At 36.2% G+C, this 17321-nt stretch carries 16 protein-coding genes; 1 reads left to right on the top strand and 15 read right to left on the bottom strand.

Annotated features, from left to right (window positions below; translation table 11 throughout):
• Positions 1–5: 5 nt before the first annotated feature.
• The 12 genes from B6A32_RS06455 to B6A32_RS06400 form a co-directional block, all read right to left on the bottom strand.
• The gene (locus tag B6A32_RS06455) at positions 6–335 is read right to left on the bottom strand and encodes a YbaB/EbfC family nucleoid-associated protein (protein ID WP_101685925.1); all 330 of its coding nucleotides are present in this window, start codon (positions 333–335) and stop codon (positions 6–8) included.
• A 62-nt stretch (positions 336–397) separates the two neighbouring features.
• Positions 398–2713 (bottom strand): DNA polymerase III subunit gamma/tau, encoded by a 2316-nt coding sequence (gene dnaX, locus B6A32_RS06450; protein ID WP_085302113.1) that lies wholly within the window; start codon positions 2711–2713, stop codon positions 398–400.
• A 9-nt stretch (positions 2714–2722) separates the two neighbouring features.
• Positions 2723–3268: an adenine phosphoribosyltransferase gene (gene apt, locus B6A32_RS06445; protein ID WP_085302112.1), complete on the bottom strand. Its 546-nt coding sequence runs from the start codon at positions 3266–3268 to the stop codon at positions 2723–2725.
• A 54-nt stretch (positions 3269–3322) separates the two neighbouring features.
• Positions 3323–3706, bottom strand: a complete 384-nt coding sequence (locus B6A32_RS06440) for a response regulator (RefSeq protein ID WP_085302111.1) — start codon at positions 3704–3706, stop codon at positions 3323–3325.
• 690 nt (positions 3707–4396) lie between these two features.
• A complete protein-coding gene (locus tag B6A32_RS06435; RefSeq protein WP_085302110.1) occupies positions 4397–5656 on the bottom strand; it encodes a tetratricopeptide repeat protein in 1260 nt (419 codons plus the stop codon).
• Between the two features lie 2 nt (positions 5657–5658).
• Positions 5659–6276, bottom strand: a complete 618-nt coding sequence (locus B6A32_RS06430; protein ID WP_085302108.1) for an energy transducer TonB — start codon at positions 6274–6276, stop codon at positions 5659–5661.
• Between the two features lie 3 nt (positions 6277–6279).
• On the bottom strand, positions 6280–6681 hold the full coding sequence (locus B6A32_RS06425; RefSeq protein WP_085302106.1) for an ExbD/TolR family protein: 402 nt from the start codon (positions 6679–6681) through the stop codon (positions 6280–6282).
• A 12-nt stretch (positions 6682–6693) separates the two neighbouring features.
• Positions 6694–7218: a MotA/TolQ/ExbB proton channel family protein gene (locus B6A32_RS06420; RefSeq protein WP_077285344.1), complete on the bottom strand. Its 525-nt coding sequence runs from the start codon at positions 7216–7218 to the stop codon at positions 6694–6696.
• Complete coding sequence (locus B6A32_RS06415) at positions 7218–8561, bottom strand: MotA/TolQ/ExbB proton channel family protein (RefSeq protein WP_085302104.1); 1344 nt, start codon at positions 8559–8561, stop codon at positions 7218–7220. The genes B6A32_RS06420 and B6A32_RS06415 overlap by 1 nt, the downstream gene beginning before the upstream one ends.
• On the bottom strand, positions 8561–9340 hold the full coding sequence (locus B6A32_RS06410) for a DUF3450 domain-containing protein (RefSeq protein ID WP_085302103.1): 780 nt from the start codon (positions 9338–9340) through the stop codon (positions 8561–8563). The genes B6A32_RS06415 and B6A32_RS06410 overlap by 1 nt, the downstream gene beginning before the upstream one ends.
• 497 nt (positions 9341–9837) lie before the next feature.
• Positions 9838–10530, bottom strand: a complete 693-nt coding sequence (locus B6A32_RS06405; RefSeq protein ID WP_085302102.1) for a 2OG-Fe(II) oxygenase family protein — start codon at positions 10528–10530, stop codon at positions 9838–9840.
• 14 nt (positions 10531–10544) lie between these two features.
• Positions 10545–11276 carry a 2OG-Fe(II) oxygenase gene (locus tag B6A32_RS06400; protein ID WP_085302101.1) on the bottom strand — a complete coding sequence of 244 codons (732 nt, stop codon included), beginning with the start codon at positions 11274–11276 and terminating at the stop codon, positions 10545–10547.
• A gap of 131 nt (positions 11277–11407) precedes the next feature.
• Here B6A32_RS06400 and B6A32_RS06395 point away from each other — a divergent pair, with 131 nt between their 5' ends.
• On the top strand, positions 11408–13276 hold the full coding sequence (locus tag B6A32_RS06395; protein WP_085302100.1) for a tetratricopeptide repeat-containing sulfotransferase family protein: 1869 nt from the start codon (positions 11408–11410) through the stop codon (positions 13274–13276).
• Here B6A32_RS06395 and B6A32_RS06390 read toward each other — a convergent pair.
• From B6A32_RS06390 to B6A32_RS06380, 3 genes are read right to left on the bottom strand one after another with little or no spacing between them, the layout of a single operon-like run.
• Positions 13261–14433, bottom strand: coding sequence for an aspartyl/asparaginyl beta-hydroxylase domain-containing protein (locus B6A32_RS06390; protein ID WP_085302099.1), 1173 nt, complete (start codon positions 14431–14433; stop codon positions 13261–13263). The two genes, B6A32_RS06395 and B6A32_RS06390, sit on opposite strands and share 16 nt — an antisense overlap.
• Positions 14430–15341, bottom strand: a complete 912-nt coding sequence (locus B6A32_RS06385) for a class I SAM-dependent methyltransferase (RefSeq protein ID WP_085302098.1) — start codon at positions 15339–15341, stop codon at positions 14430–14432. Before B6A32_RS06385 ends, B6A32_RS06390 begins: the two co-directional genes overlap by 4 nt.
• 1 nt (position 15342) lies before the next feature.
• Positions 15343–17178, bottom strand: coding sequence for a tetratricopeptide repeat protein (locus B6A32_RS06380; protein ID WP_085302097.1), 1836 nt, complete (start codon positions 17176–17178; stop codon positions 15343–15345).
• Between the last annotated feature and the right edge of the window lie 143 nt (positions 17179–17321).

The raw sequence follows: 17321 nt of genomic DNA, 5'->3' as shown, positions 1-17321 counted from the left end.
AAGAACTAAAACGGCATTTTCATCCCTGGAGGCATTTGCATACCGCCAGTTAGCGAACCCATTTTTTCTTTGTTTTGCTCTTCAACACGACGCACAGCGTCATTCATTGCCGCGGCAACAAGGTCTTCAAGCATTTCTTTATCGTCTTCCATTAAGCTATCGTCAATAGCAACACGACGAACATTATGGTTGCCTGTCATAGTTACTTTAACCATGCCGGCACCCGCTTCGCCGGTAACTTCCATATTGGCTAACTCTTCTTGAGCTTTAGCCATTTTAGCTTGCATTTGTTGGGCTTGTTTCATTAGATTGCCCATGCCACCTTTCATCATAATTTTCACTCCAAAGTTATATGCCGCCAAAGATAGTGCTTAACGGCTAAAATTTCAAGTAGCGATTAACGCGCTACAACAGTTTCTTCATCAAGTTCAGCTTGAAATTCTTGCTTTAATGCGATAACAATTTCATCTTCGGCTAATACTTGTTTTGCATATTCATAGCGCTTTGCATTGATATCTGATTGAATTTGATAAGGATCAGCAACGGTTTTCTCTACAATATTTAATTCAACAGTAACTTTACGTTGCAAGTATTCAGATATATGCACTTCTAATTGTTTATGGGCCGCATCACTATTTAAATGCCTGATCGATTTATCTAATTGCAGTATCAATAGATCATCAGTAGAACTTTCATCAATTGTTGCATGAATAGCTAATTGCCTTAAACGAGCAATTAACGACATACTGTCGATCATGTGTGCCCACTTATCAACTTGATTAGCTAATTTAATCGTTGCTGGATTAATAATATCTTCAGTATAAGGCTGTTCAGGTAAAGTTGCTAAATCAGGAACATTCGGCGTGCTTTCCACTTTACTTTGAGTGGGTACGTCAGGTATTTCCCCAGATGTATTAACGGCATCAGCTGTTAGACGCATGCCTGCGCCATTAGGCTTTTTTCCGCCCTCCTCCATCGATTTTTTTCGACTTCTGAGCATGTTTCGTGTGTGAATAGCTGCCGTTACGTTAGATGCAAAACCTTGTTTTTCATTACTTAACTCTTGCTGGCTAATACTATCAGTCTCTTGTGTATCAGCAGGCAAGTTTTCTAGAGTACCATAAGATGAATCAACATGGCTGGTAAGCTCTTCATCAGAGTTATTGTCAATTAGAGTGCTGGCTTGTTGTTCTATTGCTGACATCTCTTGGTTTAATGCTTCATTTTTCTGACTAATCAATTCATCATTATTCTCGATGTTTATCTCTTGATCTTGTTCTTCCTGAACATAATCTGTTTGACTAGCTACTGAAATAACGTCAAGAGTAGAAGTGTTGCTACTGTTATGTTCTTCTACCAAAGGAGAAAGCTTTTCTGCCTCTGCCTCTGCCTCTGCCTCTGCCTCTGCCGCAGGCATGTTATCTTCTTGCTTTTTTAATAGCGAAGTTTCTTCAACTGAAGCATGCTCAAGTGTGTTAGTTATCTCAGCAGCCGAGGATGAAACAGCTGAAGCTGATGCAGTTGAAGGTTGTTCAAAAGTCAATTCATCAAGTTGCTTATCTGCAGCCTGCTGAATTTTAGCAGCCTCTACTTTACTTTTTTCAGCAGTGGGTAACTCTTGGTTATTAATCACTGGTTTAAAGGCAAGTAGACGCAATAGCATCATATCAAACGCTGCTTGCTCATCATCAGCATAGGGTAAGTCTTTTCGAGCGGTTAGTACTATTTGATAATAAAGCTGTACATCTTCAGGAGACATTAATTGGCAAAATCGCATCAACATCTGCTGATGTTCTGCAGGTAAGCTAAAATTAGATTCTACCACTTGTGTCATTGCAACTTGATGTAACAACTGAATTAATTCAGCCGATAAACGACTATAACTGGGGGCATATGATGCGATTGATAGCGATAATTTCATTAGCGCTTCTGCATCTTGTTTCAGCAACGCGATAAGAATTTTAAATACCCAATCACGATCAACACCACCCAACATTTGTTGTACGTCGTGCCGAGTAATATTACCGTTACCTTGGGCAATACATTGGTCTGTTAAGCTCAAACAATCTCGCATACTGCCACGTGCAGCTTTAGCAAGCAGAGCAATAGCTTCAAGATCGAAGGTTACACTTTCTTTAGTTAATATTTCCGTTGTTTTATCGCTGATTTGTTTAATTGACAGTGCTTTTAAATGGAACTGTAAACAACGTGAAAGCACAGTAACAGGTAACTTTTGAGGATCAGTAGTCGCTAAAATAAATTTAACATGTTCAGGCGGTTCTTCTAATGTCTTTAATAAGGCATTAAAACTGCTCTTAGAAAGCATGTGAACTTCATCAATTAAGTAGACTTTATAGCGCCCTCTTGTAGGGGCATATTGTACGTTGTCTAGAATTTCACGGGTGTCATCTACTTTTGTACGTGAAGCCGCATCAATCTCGAGTAAATCAACAAATTTACCCTGATCAATATCAACACAAGCATCACAAACACCACAAGGTGTTGCAGTAATACCTGTATCGCAATTTAAGCTTTTAGCAAAAATTCTGGCGATAGTTGTTTTACCAACACCACGGGTACCAGTAAATAAGTACGCGTGATGAAGCCTTTGCTGAGTCAATGCGTTAACAAGAACAGTTACGATATGTTCTTGTCCCATAAGCTCACTAAAGGATTTTGGACGCCATTTTCTTGCTAAAACCTGATAGCTCATTTTTCGGCCTTAATCACCAGCATATTGTAATAAAGAGAACACAGATAAATCCATGCCTTTAAGTTTTTCTTCACCGCCTAAGTCGGGCAACGAGATAACAAAAGCAGCATCGGTTACTTTAGCACCCAGTCGTCGAATTAATTTTGTTGTCGCTTCGATTGTGCCACCTGTTGCAAGTAAATCATCAATAATTAAAACATTGTCATTTGAACTTAAAGCATCTTGGTGAATTTCTAAAGTGTCTTGGCCATATTCCAACTCGTAATCTTGCTTAAATGTTGCTCTTGGCAGTTTACCTGGCTTACGTACAGGAATAAATCCAACGCCCATTGCAACAGCTAAAGGAGCACCAAAGAGGAAGCCGCGAGCTTCAGTTCCAACAATTTTAGTAAATCCGCCACCTTTAAACTTTTCAGCTAAAATATTAATAGTTAATTGAAGCGCTTCAGCATCATCTAAAATCCCAGTAACATCTCTAAAGAGAATACCGGGCTTAGGATAATCAGGAATGGTATGAATTGCAGATTTAAGTATATTGATTTGTGATTCAGTCATGTTCTATAAGTCAAAAGATATTTTAGCTACAGAATAAAGCAATTCTATGAAAAATTATAGTGACTGACTGCGAGAATTTGGTATTAGTAGTTCATTTACTAAATTGATAAAACTTTGCTCTTCTATAGGTTTATCAATAATTGCATCAAACATTTTAATATCACAAAGATAAGGCACAGCGCTTTTGCCTTGTGTAGTCATGAATATCACAGGAATACCTGCTAATATTTCATGCTGCCTTATATATTTGGTTAATTGGATACCATTCATAATTGGCATTAAATGGTCAATTATAACCAAATCAAAATTATTATTTACTAATGCTTCTGAAGCATCTAAACCATGACAAGCCGTATTTACAAAATACCCGTGCGCCGATAACAGCACAGTAAGGTTATTTAATATGATCGAATTGTCGTCTACAACGAGTATATTCATCCTAAATATTAACGCCTTTGACTAATTTGATAATAACGTGAACCAACCAGCTAACATGGGTAAAAGCGGCGCTGCAAACATAACCAAAACAGCTGTAAATATATGGAGAATTGAGGTGCTATCTTTGAAGTTTTCTTTTGACATAAAAATACCATTAGGTTGATTAATCGGCGCGCATTGTAAATCAAAGTGCCTATAAAAGGTAGTCTTATTTAGTCTCGTATTTTTATATTAATAAATTTGAACGGGATATTTATAACCAAGTATTAGCGATAAAATCGTTAATACTTATAGTGATGAGTTCATTACTCATTATAAATAATTACGGTAATATTTTTTAAAAGTAACCCTAGCAAAAGCAAACAATCGTTTAAACAACATGTAAATATAAAGCTAGCTAATAGAAATTGCCAGGCTAAATACTGCCTGCATTTGCCTAAAATAAACTTCCAATTTCAGAGCTTAAATGGTCTCTTATTTATATATTTCTTTTAAGGGATGAAGCAAGTGAGAATGACTAATTGATAGTTGGTTATTAATAGTCGATATTTATCATAACGTCTATTTTGCATAAGCAATTATTTTCGGATGGTTAATAAAATAATCAGTTTGCTATTATACATAGCCTTTTTTTTAAACAAAAAAAACCAGCCTATTTGGCTGGTTTTTTATTGGAACTAAGTAGCAAACTTAGATTGCAACATTTTTACGTTGCGCAGTGTCTTTAATAAAACCTACCCAACCCTTAGCAGACTTACGAGTCTTAGGATCTTTCATGGCTAAATTAATTGCTTTATAAGCTTGTTTATATTCTTCTAAATAAAAGTGAGATTCTGCAATACTCATATACAGTCTACCTTTATTTGAAACACCAAGTTCTAAAGCTTTGTTTAACGCTACAATAGCGGCTTTAAACTGCTCATCTTGCTTTAATAACATACCTTGCTTGCTGTAATGCTTAGAAAGGTTAGTCATTTTAGCTAGTTCGCCGTAATAGCTCGCTGCTTTATCAATATGTTGAGCTGCATGCCAAGCATTCGCTAATGACGATAAGTTCTTATCATCACGAGTTACTAGGCCTGAATCAATATGCTTCTCTAACAGTAAAGCTGCTTTGTATGGTACTGAATTTTGCGAATATAAACTTGCAAGTGTTTTGATTTCAGATTCTTTTTCAAGAAAACCTTGTTTATAAGCAAGATCTAATGTTTCCAGACCTTTCTGATAATCTTCAACTAGCAAATAAAACATGCCAAGTTGAGTCCACCAAGTTTTATCTTCTGGGAAGATTTGAACTACAGTTTCAAGCGTTTTAACAGCTTCCTTAAATTTCTTAGTTTCATAATAAGATGTAACTTTCAAAATGTAAGGGTTTTTGTTTTGCTTGTCACCATAAGCTGCAATGGCATTATCCGCTGGCACAATCATTTTATCTAATTGCTTCAGTGCATAATATGCATTCGCTATTTTAGTCCAAGTATCACCATCCGATTTACCCGTAAAATCCATCCAAGCCTTATAATTGACAAGCGCCTCTTCATAAGATTTGGTTTGCATTTGCAAATCAGCTAATAACTTGATTGATTCACCGTGATCTCCTTCGTTAAGGATATCAGGCTCTACTGCAAGCTTAAGATATTCAATCGCTTTTGCTTCTTCATTACCCATACTTGCGTACATAACGGCAATAAAACGAGCAACATAAGCTTTGTCATATTCTTTGCTAGCATCAATGTCTAAAAGAATAACTAAAGCGCCTGGAATATCATCCGCAGAGTAAGATTCAAATGCTTTAGCAACTTTTTTACCAACACTAGGACCAACTAACTGTGTTTTACGCTTTGGCTTTTCTGCATCTTCAGCACCTGCTGCTGATACTGTTGCAGCAATAGGTAATTGAATTAGAACAACTGAAATAATTAACAGTAAAGATGAAAAAATCTTATTCATTATTAATTTCCTCCGTCCATTTTAAAGTCAAGTCGTACAGTTAAACCAGGTTGTCTCATCGCTTTGCCATCAACAACTTTTGGTTTGTACTTCCACTTTCGCAAAGCACGTTTAGCTTCTTTGTCGAAAATACGCTTAGGCTCAGCTTCAATAACATCAACGTCTTCAACACCACCAATTTCGTTGATAGTAAATGAAAGCGTAACCCAACCTTCTTTACCATCACGAGCAGCTTGTATTGGGTACTTAGGCTCAATACGAACTATTGGTGTTGCATCGCCATCGCGTCCAAAACCAGCGCCAGGAGCAGACATACCAGCATTTGCACCAGCTAATTGAACACCAGGCATATTAAACGTTAATCCACTTGTATCGTTATTAGTCTCAGGCTCAGGAGCTTGAGGCTTAGGTGGCGTTTTAGGCGGCGGCGGTGGCGGCGGCGGAACACGTTGACGGCGTTCTGCAGCTGACTTAGGTGGCGTCGTATTAACTTCTACTATGATATTCTCTAAGGCTTCTTCCTTGGTTCTATCACCGCTAGAAACAAGAAAGGCCATAAAAGAAAACAAAGCAAATGTTACTGCCGCGCCTAGTAGTATAGATACTAAAAAGCGAACCATAAACTACCCCTTAGCTGCAGCGATAGAAATTCTGTCTATGCCCGCTTCTTTAATTGCATCCATTACTTTAACAACAACACCATGTTTAGCGTCTTTGTCAGCTTGAATGATTACAACATCAGTTGGTTGCTCAGCCAATAATTTTTCAATATTGGCCGCTACGCGCTCAACATCTACACGACGTTTGTCTAACCAAATTTCGCCATTATCTTTAACTGCTACAAAGATGTTAGCTGACTTTTGTTTAGATTGATTTGCCGCTTTTGGTTTATTAACTTCGATACCAGCTTCTTTTACAAAAGAAGTAGTAACGATAAAGAAGATTAACATGATGAATACGATGTCAAGCATCGGTGTCATATCAATTACTGCTTCTTCGTCTTCACGAATACGTTTACGTGCCATTCGAATATCTCTCTAGTGATGAGGTAAACTGTCAACCAGTTTAGCCTTTGCTAGTTTAACTTTAGCGTCTAACCTTGAACTGAAAAACACACCTGATAATGCAGCAACCATACCCGCCATTGTCGGAATTGTTGCCATTGATATACCAGACGCCATCAGACGCGGATTACCAGTACCTTGTTGTGCCATTACTTCAAACACACCGATCATGCCGGTTACCGTACCTAGTAAACCAATTAGTGGACACATTGCCACCAAGGTTCTAATTGTGAGCATGCGTTGCTCTAGTAGTTCTGTCGCTTCGGAGATCCAAGTATCTCTAATTCGATGTGCATACCAAGAAGTAGTATCTTCTCTCGCATCCCAACGTCCGACGATATCGTCTTTCATTTTTGGATAAACTTTTGATAAGAACCAATAACGTTCTATCATCATTATCCACATCAATAAGAGTGCGAAGGCAACAACGTATAATACGTTACCGCCAGTCGCAATAAAACTCCTGACAGATTCCCAAAGCTCTATCAGGAATAACATTATTTAGACTCCTTCTCGGCAATCGCTGCGATTAAGCCAGCGCTTTGCTCGTCTAATTTTTGTAGTACAGATTTACTCTTACCAGCAACAATGCTGTGGATTAAGATTAGTGGTAATGCACAAATCAAACCTAATGCTGTTGTTACAAGTGCAAGAGAGATGTTACCCGCCATAATTTTCGGGTCACCTGTACCAAATAATGTAATCGTTTGGAAGGTCATAATCATACCGATTACCGTACCTAATAGACCCATTAATGGTGCAATTGCAGCGAACATTTTGATTAAGTTAATACCACGGTCAACTTTAGGCGTTTCGCGAAGTATGGCTTCATCAAGTTTAAGTTCAAGTGTTTCTGCATCAACTGATTTGTTTTCAAAGTAAACTTTTAATAAACGACCCAGTGGGTTGTTATCGTTTGGTTGGTCAAGGTTTTTCTCTTGCGCTTTAATTTTAGAGCTCATAGAACCAAGAACAATCATACGTTCTAATGCGATAAGAACACCGAAGAACAACAATACTGTGATTGCATAACCTACTTCTTTACCTTCGTGGTAGAATTCCATAAGTGTTTTCTTACGTGTTTCTAGCGTTAAGATAGCACCACGTGAAGGATCCACGTATAAAGGAGAGTAACCTGAAGTTTCGCCGAAGAAAGAAGCAGCAGCACCGGCAATGTAACCCGCAGGTTGCTTAGCTAGTGGTTGTACTTGACCAACTTCATCGTTGTAGTTTAAGTAACCGTCTTCAGACACTAAGTTGAACGTACCAACACGTGTTACTGACTGAGTAGACTTTGAACCATCTAAGTTAGTTACTTCAGTAGTAAACTTAGAGATTTCACCTGATTGAGTCATTTCAGTTTGAAGTGCAAACCAAAGTTCTTCAAGTTGTTCAAGTTCAGGGATTGCTTTAGAGTTAGCGATTTTATCTAAAGTTGCACCACGACCTGGGTATTCAGCTGAAACAAGTGAAGTTACGATTGAACCGTAAGCATTAGCTGCAGCTGCACGACTTACACCGAACATTTCACCTAATGTACCTTGAGCATTGTCAAGCTCTACAGCTTTCTGTGCTAAAGTAATTTCGTTATCAGCATATTCTTTAGTTAAACGCTTATTACGAGCTTGTTGGTCTGCTAGATCTTTTTTAGCTTTATTCAATAAAGCTTGCTTGTCAGCACGTGCAGAAGTAAATTCCGCTTCACGCTTTTTATCAATTTTAGCTTCAGAAATACGGTCATTTTTAACTTGCTTTAACAAGTCATCTAACTGATTTGCTGATGCTGAAGCTGCTACAGTCATTGAAGCAGCAAATAATACGAAATTAATAACTTTTTTCATTATTTTGCTCCTGCTGCAAATACTGGTAGTTTAGCTAAATCAAGTGGTAATTGCTTACGAGCCATACGTACGGCATCGGTTACAGGTTTCAAGTACTCGTCACCTAAAGCTTCCCATGAACGCTCTTCATTGTTCCAAACCCAAGCATTTTTCATGTCAAGAGATTGAGCAACAAATGAAATACGACCCATGTGAACAAAATCTGCAGTAATCATACGATCACCTAAGTCAAGCTCACCTTGATACACACCGAAAATAGTGCCGTAACTGGCTTCAATCTCGTAAGCTTCAAGTACTAAACGAAATTGTTCAGATACTGAAACGTCTGAGTCACCCATTACATCACGTAAACCAGCTATACGCTCTTTACGTGCATCAATGTTCATAGGAACATCAAGGTCAACAAACTTTTCTAATGTGTCAATCATTTTGTACATCAATGGCACTACGCCTTGCTTAGTTTTATCAATACCAGCAATTTGATTTTGTAAAGATTGAATATTGGCTTTTTGATCGTCAACCATAAGTTGAACGTGATCGTTATAACCTTTTAACACATCAGCTTCGTCAACTGTATTACGGTACTCAGCTAATAGCTCTTGAGTTTGACCATAGATATTGTCGATTTTGCTTTGTGATTTACTTGAAGCTTTAAAAATTTGAGCTTCTGCTTTTTGTAGATCTGTTAACGCGTCTGCAGCAGCGAAGTTGCTTGCTGAAAATGCTAATGCGCCGATTATCGTCGATGCGATAAGGCTTTTCTTGCTTAATTTGGACATAGTTCCCAACCAATTGCTATTGAATTTTGATAACAAACTTTATTGTTAACGCAAATTTAATAATCTGCCATTTTAAGTTTTAATTTGTTTAGAATAAAACCATGCAATATTCCCAGACGACAGCCTAACTGTCAACTAAGTACATTCAAAAGTCTGCTTATTTTATTTTTTAATGGATAAAATAAGCCTTTCGTAACGAGAATAGAACAATATATTCATTTAATAAAGAACAAGATTGATTTTATCAATGTTACAGAAGTCCTCTTAATTGTAAAAATATGTGCTACCTATGTTTTACTAACTCTTTCGTAGTAAGTCAAACGATATTAGTGAATTGGTACTTATTACCGCTATTTTCACTCTTAATTGAACAATAATTAAACTCAACTAATATCTGGGCTGTATAAATAAATTACGTTTAAATGAGGTTTCTATCCTAATAACCCTGCAATTTATCGGCCGTTTCAGGGAGGATTTAACTTTTATTAGCCGTTATTTTAAGCTCTAAACCACCCAGTAACAGAGTACCTATTTTTCGCAGCAAATTGTGCCACCGAAGTTACTGAATGCACTTTATCAACATCAAATAATGTTAAAGAATTAAGTGCTGGGGACCAAGATCTCATGGGCGTGCCGTCTTTTTCAAAAAACTGTAATAAACCTCCCCAATCAGGATGCCAATTTTCAGTAAAACCTAGAACATAAGCAATGCGCCTGGTTTCACCTGGAATGTTATCTAGATGGCGAGTTAGGAAATCCCCACGGCGATACCTTGTTACTTGTCCATCGGCATATTTTAAATCAGAGAAATTCGTTATTTCCCTAAGTATCTTAAGAGTATCTTCAGTGTTAAGCTGTTGTAGTAGCGTATAAACCTCTTCCAACGAAGTCTGATCTATTTTATGTCTGCCATATAAGAACCCTGCGCCGTTTGATGCCATCCGATGAATATCTTGATAAAGTTGCTTTTGAGTTGTCGCGGGTAATGCCCTTATATCGGCATCACTAACCTCTTGATTCTGGCCATTTAAATAAAAGGCATTATCAAAATTAATTTTAGTCTCTATTGATACTTTTAATGTATCTAGGCTTTGTTGCTCTAAAAAATTGAAGACTCTAACAATACCATTTTCAGAGAACTCGTTTTTTAACTCGGTTATATTTGCGATCTTGTTTATTTTTATTGTCATTTTGTACCTGTAGCTTATAAATTCTTTGGATTCTGACCACTTCTAAGCCAACCAGTAATAGATAACCTTTGTCCTGTTGCAAAAGGTGAAACATAACCCACAAGGTGGTCTACTGGCACTTTAAATATATTAATTTCATTAAACGTAGGCGAGAAGCTTTTTTCAATTTCTGATTTATTGCTTAGTATGTGCAGTGCCCCTCCCCAATCAACAGACCAGTCTTTAGTTAAATTAATAACGAACGCTGCCACTCTATTTTTACCATGAACATCATCATTATGACAATTCAAGAAATGTCCTGCTTTAAATCGAGTGATTTGCGCGTCTAAAAAATTTATTTCAGGTGCATCGAGTATTTCTCTAAAGTAATTTAAAGTAGGCTCACTATTTAAAAATTTAACAATGTCATTAAAAAAGTGCCCTGGCATTAATTTGTCATAGTAAATATCGTAAATGGGAATAGTTTCATAAAAATATTGGAATGCATTTTCCGCTTGTTTATGCACGAGTTTCGTGAGATTTTTTTTATTTTCCTCATCCCAAGCTTCAACGTCTGCACTATTTGAATCTTGATGAAGCCCTTTATTTTTAAATACTAAATTCCATTGTTTTTGATTGGATATTTTTTCATGAATAAAACGGGCAGTTTCATTTGTTAAAGCATGTTCTAACTTGACATAACCATTATTTAAATAATCCTGTCTAATTTTTGCTTTATTACCAGTTTTATTAAAAGACAATTTCATCTTTCACCTCAAGGTTTCACTGCTAAACACTTTTATTAGCGTATAATTTTGCTGTATTATCACATGCATATATTAAATAACCACTATGTGTTCGTCACACTTGTGACTTGCACCTACTAAGCATTACTTTTATGACTTTAAATGAATCGTTAAACATAGCTGAATTAGCCCATCAACAAAAAAACTATGAAGTTGCTGAACAAGCATATTTAAAAGCGATTAGTCAGTATGACAGTAATGACGCAACCTATGGTTTAGCTACATTATATACTCAGACACAACAATATGAACGTGCAATCTCTTTATTTACTAAAGCTTTAGCCAAAGAGCCAAATGCCGTTGACATTACACTGAACTTTGCCATGTGTTTAAACTCAGCAAATAAAGCTGAAGCAGCGTATGAATTAATTAATAATATTAAAGAGATGCTACCAAACGATAGACAAATTATAAATTCATTTGCACATTTAGCGCTTAAAATTAATCAGCCTAAATTATCACTAGAGATAGCAACAAAGTATCAAAATAATACTTCAGTAAAGAGTAGTCCACAAACCGATATGATTATTGCACAAGCTAACATGCAAAGTGAAAACTGGGCTGCAGCTATAGCTATATGGTTAAGGCTCAGTCATACGTTATCTAATCAACAGTCTGTAATTCAAAAAAGTTTATCTATTTGTTACGCAAAATTAAGACAGTACGATAATGCGATTAGTGCTTTTAAAAAGTTTCTTGAACATACACCCGTTATTAGCCTTAATTTATTAAAGTTCGCTGATTTATATTTACTTGCCAGAGATGTTAAGCAAGCGCGACTACAATTAAACAAAGCTATAGCGTTAAGTGATAATAGTTTGACTCGCTATGAAATTGAAATACGCATCTGTCGACTTGAAAATAAAACAGAACTTGCAATAGCTGCTGCAGACAACGCATTAGCATTAAACCCTGAAAGCTATATTGCATGGGGAGCTAAACAAGAAATAGGCGCTCAACATGAAAAAACAGTAGCCTCTCTCTCACATTTGTTAGAGAGCTCAATTGAGAATAATTACCAAAACCAGCAAAACTTATTTATTTTAGCAAAGGCCTATGAAAAGCTTGCTCAATATCCTCTTGCTTTTCGTTGTTTTACTAAAGCAAACACTTTACAAGAAGATATTATTAGTAAGAGTAATTTATCTTATGACCATGATGCTGCTAATAACCATCATAAATTTCTTTCTCAAGTAAGCTCTACTAACTACTCCAAAGATATAACGCAATTACCTCCTAGCAATATTTTCATTGTTGGCATGCCGAGATCTGGTACAACACTGATGGACCGAATTTTATCTCAGCACCCGAGTATTGAAAGTAGTGGCGAAAATGAAGCATTGGCACTATTCATAGAAAATAAGGTTAATGCTCAGAAAAATAATACAGCGATTAATTGGCAAGAGTTCTTCAGCAAAAACAAACAAGATATTCTCAGTTCATACCGCGCTAAAACAGCATTAAACGCAGATATCATTGTCGATAAAATGCCGCATAACTATCGTTATGTTGGGGCTATACTTTCTATTTTCGAGCAAGTTAAAGTTATTCAAATGAGAAGAGCACCTGAAGATCTTGCTTTATCAATTTTCTCGCAACCTTTTGCTCCACACCATAACTATGCCGCTAATTTAAAAAACATTGCTCATGCTATATTCCAAGCAAACAAATTAATGGACTTTTGGCGAGATAGCTTTCCAGGACAAGTTATTGATGTAAATTACAATCAGCTAACAAACGCCCCTCAAGAAGAAGCGCAGCTAATATTTAAATTTTGTAATTTAGACTGGAACGACGATTATCTAAATTTTCACAAAGAGCATGTTAACAGTTTCACTTTCAGTGAATTACAAGTTAGGCAGCCAATTAACACTAATAAGCAAAACTTTTCTCGTCATTACCAGCAAGAGTTAGCAATATTTAGTCAATTTTATCATGAGTTATCTCAAGACAAATGCTGATCACGACTGTCAAGCCATTCACGGCGAGCTTGAAAACTCGCTAAAATAGCTTTTTGTTCTGCCTCTGACAAATCTGGGTGCCATATAGAGAAAATAAGCACCACACGATCTTCATCAGAAGGGTTAATTGCTTCATGAATAAATGAGTCATCGAATATAATAACTTTACCCTTTTGCCAAGCTAGTTTTTCGCCCGCTACCGTTAAGTACCCTCCTTTGGGAACAATAATAGGTAAATGTACTGTTAAACTATGGTTAGATTGCCCAAAATGTGGCTGAATATGTTGCCCTGCCTTTAATAACGAAAAAAACACTTCAAATGGCTGTTCATCAACCTTATACAAAGGGAGTTTATTTAAAACATCGGCTGTCTTTGGCATTAAAGACAACAAATTATCATTAGCTTTACCATCTTTGAAGATATTGAGTGCAGTCCAGTTTTTTGAACCCGCTAACGACTCAAAGCCTTTTGCCTTATAGCTGTCATCCAAATAAGGCACACCGTTACGTTCAATTAAACTCAATAACTCAGAGAACTCGCTAGTAAGTTCATCAAAGCTTTGTTCTAATAATTTGCACCAGTCAACACTATGACTACTATGAATAGGCTTAGCTGTTAACTCTGGTATATAGAAGAGATGTGGGTGTTGATTAGCCGTTAAGTAGTTTATTGCACTATTATGTGTTTGTGGCCATATAGCATTAACTATTCTTTCGCTGTTATCAAAATTCTCTAAACTTTTGGCGTGAAGTGTTGTGAAGTGATTTCTCAGTGCAATATTAGCAGAATGCGACCTAAGCCTTGTTTCATAAGACACATTCTGATTTTGGTGTAACACAGTTAATCTTGCATCGATATTTTCGCCGAGAGAGTAAAGCGCTAAAGCTCGTTCCATTTCCCCGCATTGTTGGAAAAAGTAACCTCCGTATAAATAAGCTTTCATATCTTGCTTATTACTGTTTATACATTGCAAATAAGCCTTTGCCGCATTCTCTTTAAGACCTATTTGTTCTTCAATAACGGCTAAACGATAAAGTTGTTCGGTGTCTTGAGCATTATTAACAATATACGCTCTAAGCAGCTCTAAACCCTGTTGATTTTTCTGACAGCTAAACGCTCGATCTACTTGTTTTAATAAGCTTACTTCAGTACTCATAGCTTATATCCTTTAATTTCCCAACCAATAACACTTTGATTATCGCTTAGTGTAATTGATTTAAATGTCGCCTTTGCCCCCTCATTTTTGAGTGAATTGCACAGCGCTTCTATTTCTATTTGAGTTAAAGATGATGAAATTAATTGTTCTAGCCTAGAGTTTTCAGCGACAATTCTGTTTGTCATATTTTGCAGTGTATTAAGTAAGACTTCAGCATTTTGTTTTTTATTCTGGTTTTTAAGTACTATAAGCTTATCAATGGCAGAAAATATTTGGCCTGTGATTGCGTTGCTTTTAATTAACTCAGGGTTATTTAGCAGCTTTTCACCTGTTTTATTTAATTCTTCTAAGCTTAAATTATTTGATAAAAACAATTCAAAATCATGTAGTAAATTGCTTTCAAAAATTAAGTTAAATTCTTTAACTTTTAATTTTGCAGGACCTACAACTTCGCTATCTGCATGATGCATAATAAATAAGAATCGCCCTGCTTGCTTCAATACTCTTACTAGCTCTGGTATTGATAAACTCAGGTTTGAATACTCTAAACCAAATTGGCTAGTAACTGCATCAAATATGTTTTGCTCAAATGGCAGTTTTTCAATGTTTACATCCGCAACAAATTGAATGTTATCTAGCAAGATGTTGTCATCAACATATTTTGTTGGGTCTATACTTGCTTGGTCTACTGCTGTTACTTTAAGCTGTTTATTAAAACTAATTAAGCGCCTTGCAACACTGCCATTGCCAGTTGCTAAATCTAGTAACTCAAAATTTGGTTTTAGATCTAATGCAAAGTTTTGCCAAATATCAATAAGAATAGTGCTGTCAGTTTCATTGCACGGTGTAATGCAACTTTCTTGATGGTTGTTCTGCCAATATAATGACCATGCATCTGTATCTTGCATATTAGCGCTCTCCCGGTGTTATATCACATGGTGCAGTCAATCTCACTATGTCGTTAGGCCCATTGAATGGAATCGTTCCATGCCAAACATATGAAGGGAATAAAGCGACTAAGCCATTCTTTGGAGTCACCGTTCTAGCTATTTTTTCTCGTTCTTTTAGATTCATCGAACTCTCTCCAAACTTTATCGCACCTGCGTTATCATTTGATTGAGTGAAATTCGAGAACTCTGGCACACTTACATAGAATGATGAACTTATCCAGCCTTTAGGGTGTACATGGTTTACATGATAGCCATTAGGCTTTAGCTTTACAGACCAAGAACCAGCAAAATTAATTTGCTTGGTTTTCCTTGATAAAAGTGGGTGACTGTCATCATCAGGCAATGAAGATATATATTCTAAAGCAACTTCTTCAAATGCATTTTTTAAGTCAACAATGGGTTTAACCGGCTGATAAAAAAGTCTGCCCGGAGTCTGCGTGCCAAATTTTAAGGTTTGCTTTAATGGCGCATGCTGCGTTTGATGCATTGACAATAACGCTGGTCCTAATTCATCTAGAAACATCTCTCTTGAGCTGTAACCTTTAGGAACGGGAATTTCATAGGTCCGTATATGCGTTTGATAATCAATTAACCATTCGTATCTATGATCGCTAGTAAGTCTCCAACATATACTTTTATAAGCGATAAGCAACTGGTTATTAGGCTCTATTTTTTCAGCATAGCTTATATGATGAAGTGCTTTACTGTAATCAATATCAATAATTAATAGCTCAATTAAATCTAGAGCATTAGAGAGCTTGTATTGATTATTCAAAGAGGACTCTATTAGCGATATTGCAAGTTTAAGTTCTCCTTTTGAGGCAACTAACTTCCCCTTTAAATGAAGAAGTTCTGGTGTTTTATCTAGCTTTAGCGCTTCATCTATTACCTTACTTGCTTGTGCTTTATTTCCTGAAGCAAACAGACTTTCTGCATATGAATGACGAAGTGGTAAGTTATTTGGCAAATGATTGATCGCTTGAGTAAAACTTTTTCCAAATTCACTTTTTTTATCGGTTTGCCAGTAAAACTCATTTAATGTTTCATGTATTTCACAGTTATCCGGTGCTTTTCGTAACGCATTCCAATAAGCCTGCTCTGCTTGTAGATAATTACCTAAGTCAAACTGAGTATTAGCTTCATTAAAGTCAATTTCAGCTATATTGGGCGCAATAGCTTTTGCTTGATTAAAACACTTAATAGCCTCAGAGAAATTACCAGTCATACGATAGGCTATACCTAAATTATGTAACGCATTTACATAGCGAGGGTTAATATTCAGCGCTTGTTTATAGTAACTAATAGCAGCAGGAAAGTTTTGTTCTGCTTTACATATATTACCTAATGATGTGTATGCTGAAGCATCACTTTTTGATAGTTTTATAACTTGTAGAAAACTGTTTTTTGCTTCTTTATATCTTTGATTATTTAAATACAATAAACCAAGATTCTTAATTGCATCAATATATTGAGGCTGGAGTTTAATTGCCTTGTTGTAATGAACTTCGGCCAAAGCCCAGCTCAATTTTTGTTTATAAGTATTCGCAATATTGTTATGAACTTGCGGCTGGTTATCATTAATCGCTAATGATTTAGTGAAATAGTTTATTGCTTTTTCAAAGTTACCCTCAGCCTTATAAGCCATAGCCGCCAAATGCAATAGATCAGCATTATCGGTAACAGAAGTTAATAATACTTCTACCTCTTGAAGTACACGTTTGGTTTGACCTTTTTGGAATAAAGAAAAAAGATGTTGAAGTTTAAGGGTTACATCTGAACAGCTAACATTTTGCATATTTTTTAGGATCTATTTTTATAAATGTAATTTAGCAGCGCTTTATCTATATTATTACCATACACCATCTAACGTTAGATTAAAAAAAAAGTGACCAACAAATGTTGGTCACTTTCTAATTTATTAACACTTAATTAAAACTA

The sequence above is a fragment of the Colwellia polaris genome, from assembly GCF_002104515.1.
GTDB classification, from domain to species: Bacteria; Pseudomonadota; Gammaproteobacteria; order Enterobacterales; family Alteromonadaceae; genus Cognaticolwellia; species Cognaticolwellia polaris.
This window is presented reverse-complemented; position numbering and strand designations above follow the sequence as displayed.

Excerpts from the sequence above, each read along its gene's own strand:
- B6A32_RS06440 (WP_085302111.1), bottom strand. The coding sequence starts at position 3,706 with ATGAATATACTCGTTGTAGACGACAATTCGATCATATTAAATAACCTT.
- B6A32_RS06410 (WP_085302103.1), bottom strand. The coding sequence starts at position 9,340 with ATGTCCAAATTAAGCAAGAAAAGCCTTATCGCATCGACGATAATCGGC.
- B6A32_RS06415 (WP_085302104.1), bottom strand. The coding sequence starts at position 8,561 with ATGAAAAAAGTTATTAATTTCGTATTATTTGCTGCTTCAATGACTGTA.
- B6A32_RS06425 (WP_085302106.1), bottom strand. The coding sequence starts at position 6,681 with ATGGCACGTAAACGTATTCGTGAAGACGAAGAAGCAGTAATTGATATG.
- apt (WP_085302112.1), bottom strand. The coding sequence starts at position 3,268 with ATGACTGAATCACAAATCAATATACTTAAATCTGCAATTCATACCATT.
- B6A32_RS06380 (WP_085302097.1), bottom strand. The coding sequence starts at position 17,178 with ATGCAAAATGTTAGCTGTTCAGATGTAACCCTTAAACTTCAACATCTT.
- B6A32_RS06430 (WP_085302108.1), bottom strand. The coding sequence starts at position 6,276 with ATGGTTCGCTTTTTAGTATCTATACTACTAGGCGCGGCAGTAACATTT.
- B6A32_RS06395 (WP_085302100.1), top strand. The coding sequence starts at position 11,408 with ATGACTTTAAATGAATCGTTAAACATAGCTGAATTAGCCCATCAACAA.
- dnaX (WP_085302113.1), bottom strand. The coding sequence starts at position 2,713 with ATGAGCTATCAGGTTTTAGCAAGAAAATGGCGTCCAAAATCCTTTAGT.
- B6A32_RS06385 (WP_085302098.1), bottom strand. The coding sequence starts at position 15,341 with ATGCAAGATACAGATGCATGGTCATTATATTGGCAGAACAACCATCAA.
- B6A32_RS06405 (WP_085302102.1), bottom strand. The coding sequence starts at position 10,530 with ATGACAATAAAAATAAACAAGATCGCAAATATAACCGAGTTAAAAAAC.
- B6A32_RS06435 (WP_085302110.1), bottom strand. The coding sequence starts at position 5,656 with ATGAATAAGATTTTTTCATCTTTACTGTTAATTATTTCAGTTGTTCTA.
- B6A32_RS06390 (WP_085302099.1), bottom strand. The coding sequence starts at position 14,433 with ATGAGTACTGAAGTAAGCTTATTAAAACAAGTAGATCGAGCGTTTAGC.
- B6A32_RS06420 (WP_077285344.1), bottom strand. The coding sequence starts at position 7,218 with ATGTTATTCCTGATAGAGCTTTGGGAATCTGTCAGGAGTTTTATTGCG.
- B6A32_RS06400 (WP_085302101.1), bottom strand. The coding sequence starts at position 11,276 with ATGAAATTGTCTTTTAATAAAACTGGTAATAAAGCAAAAATTAGACAG.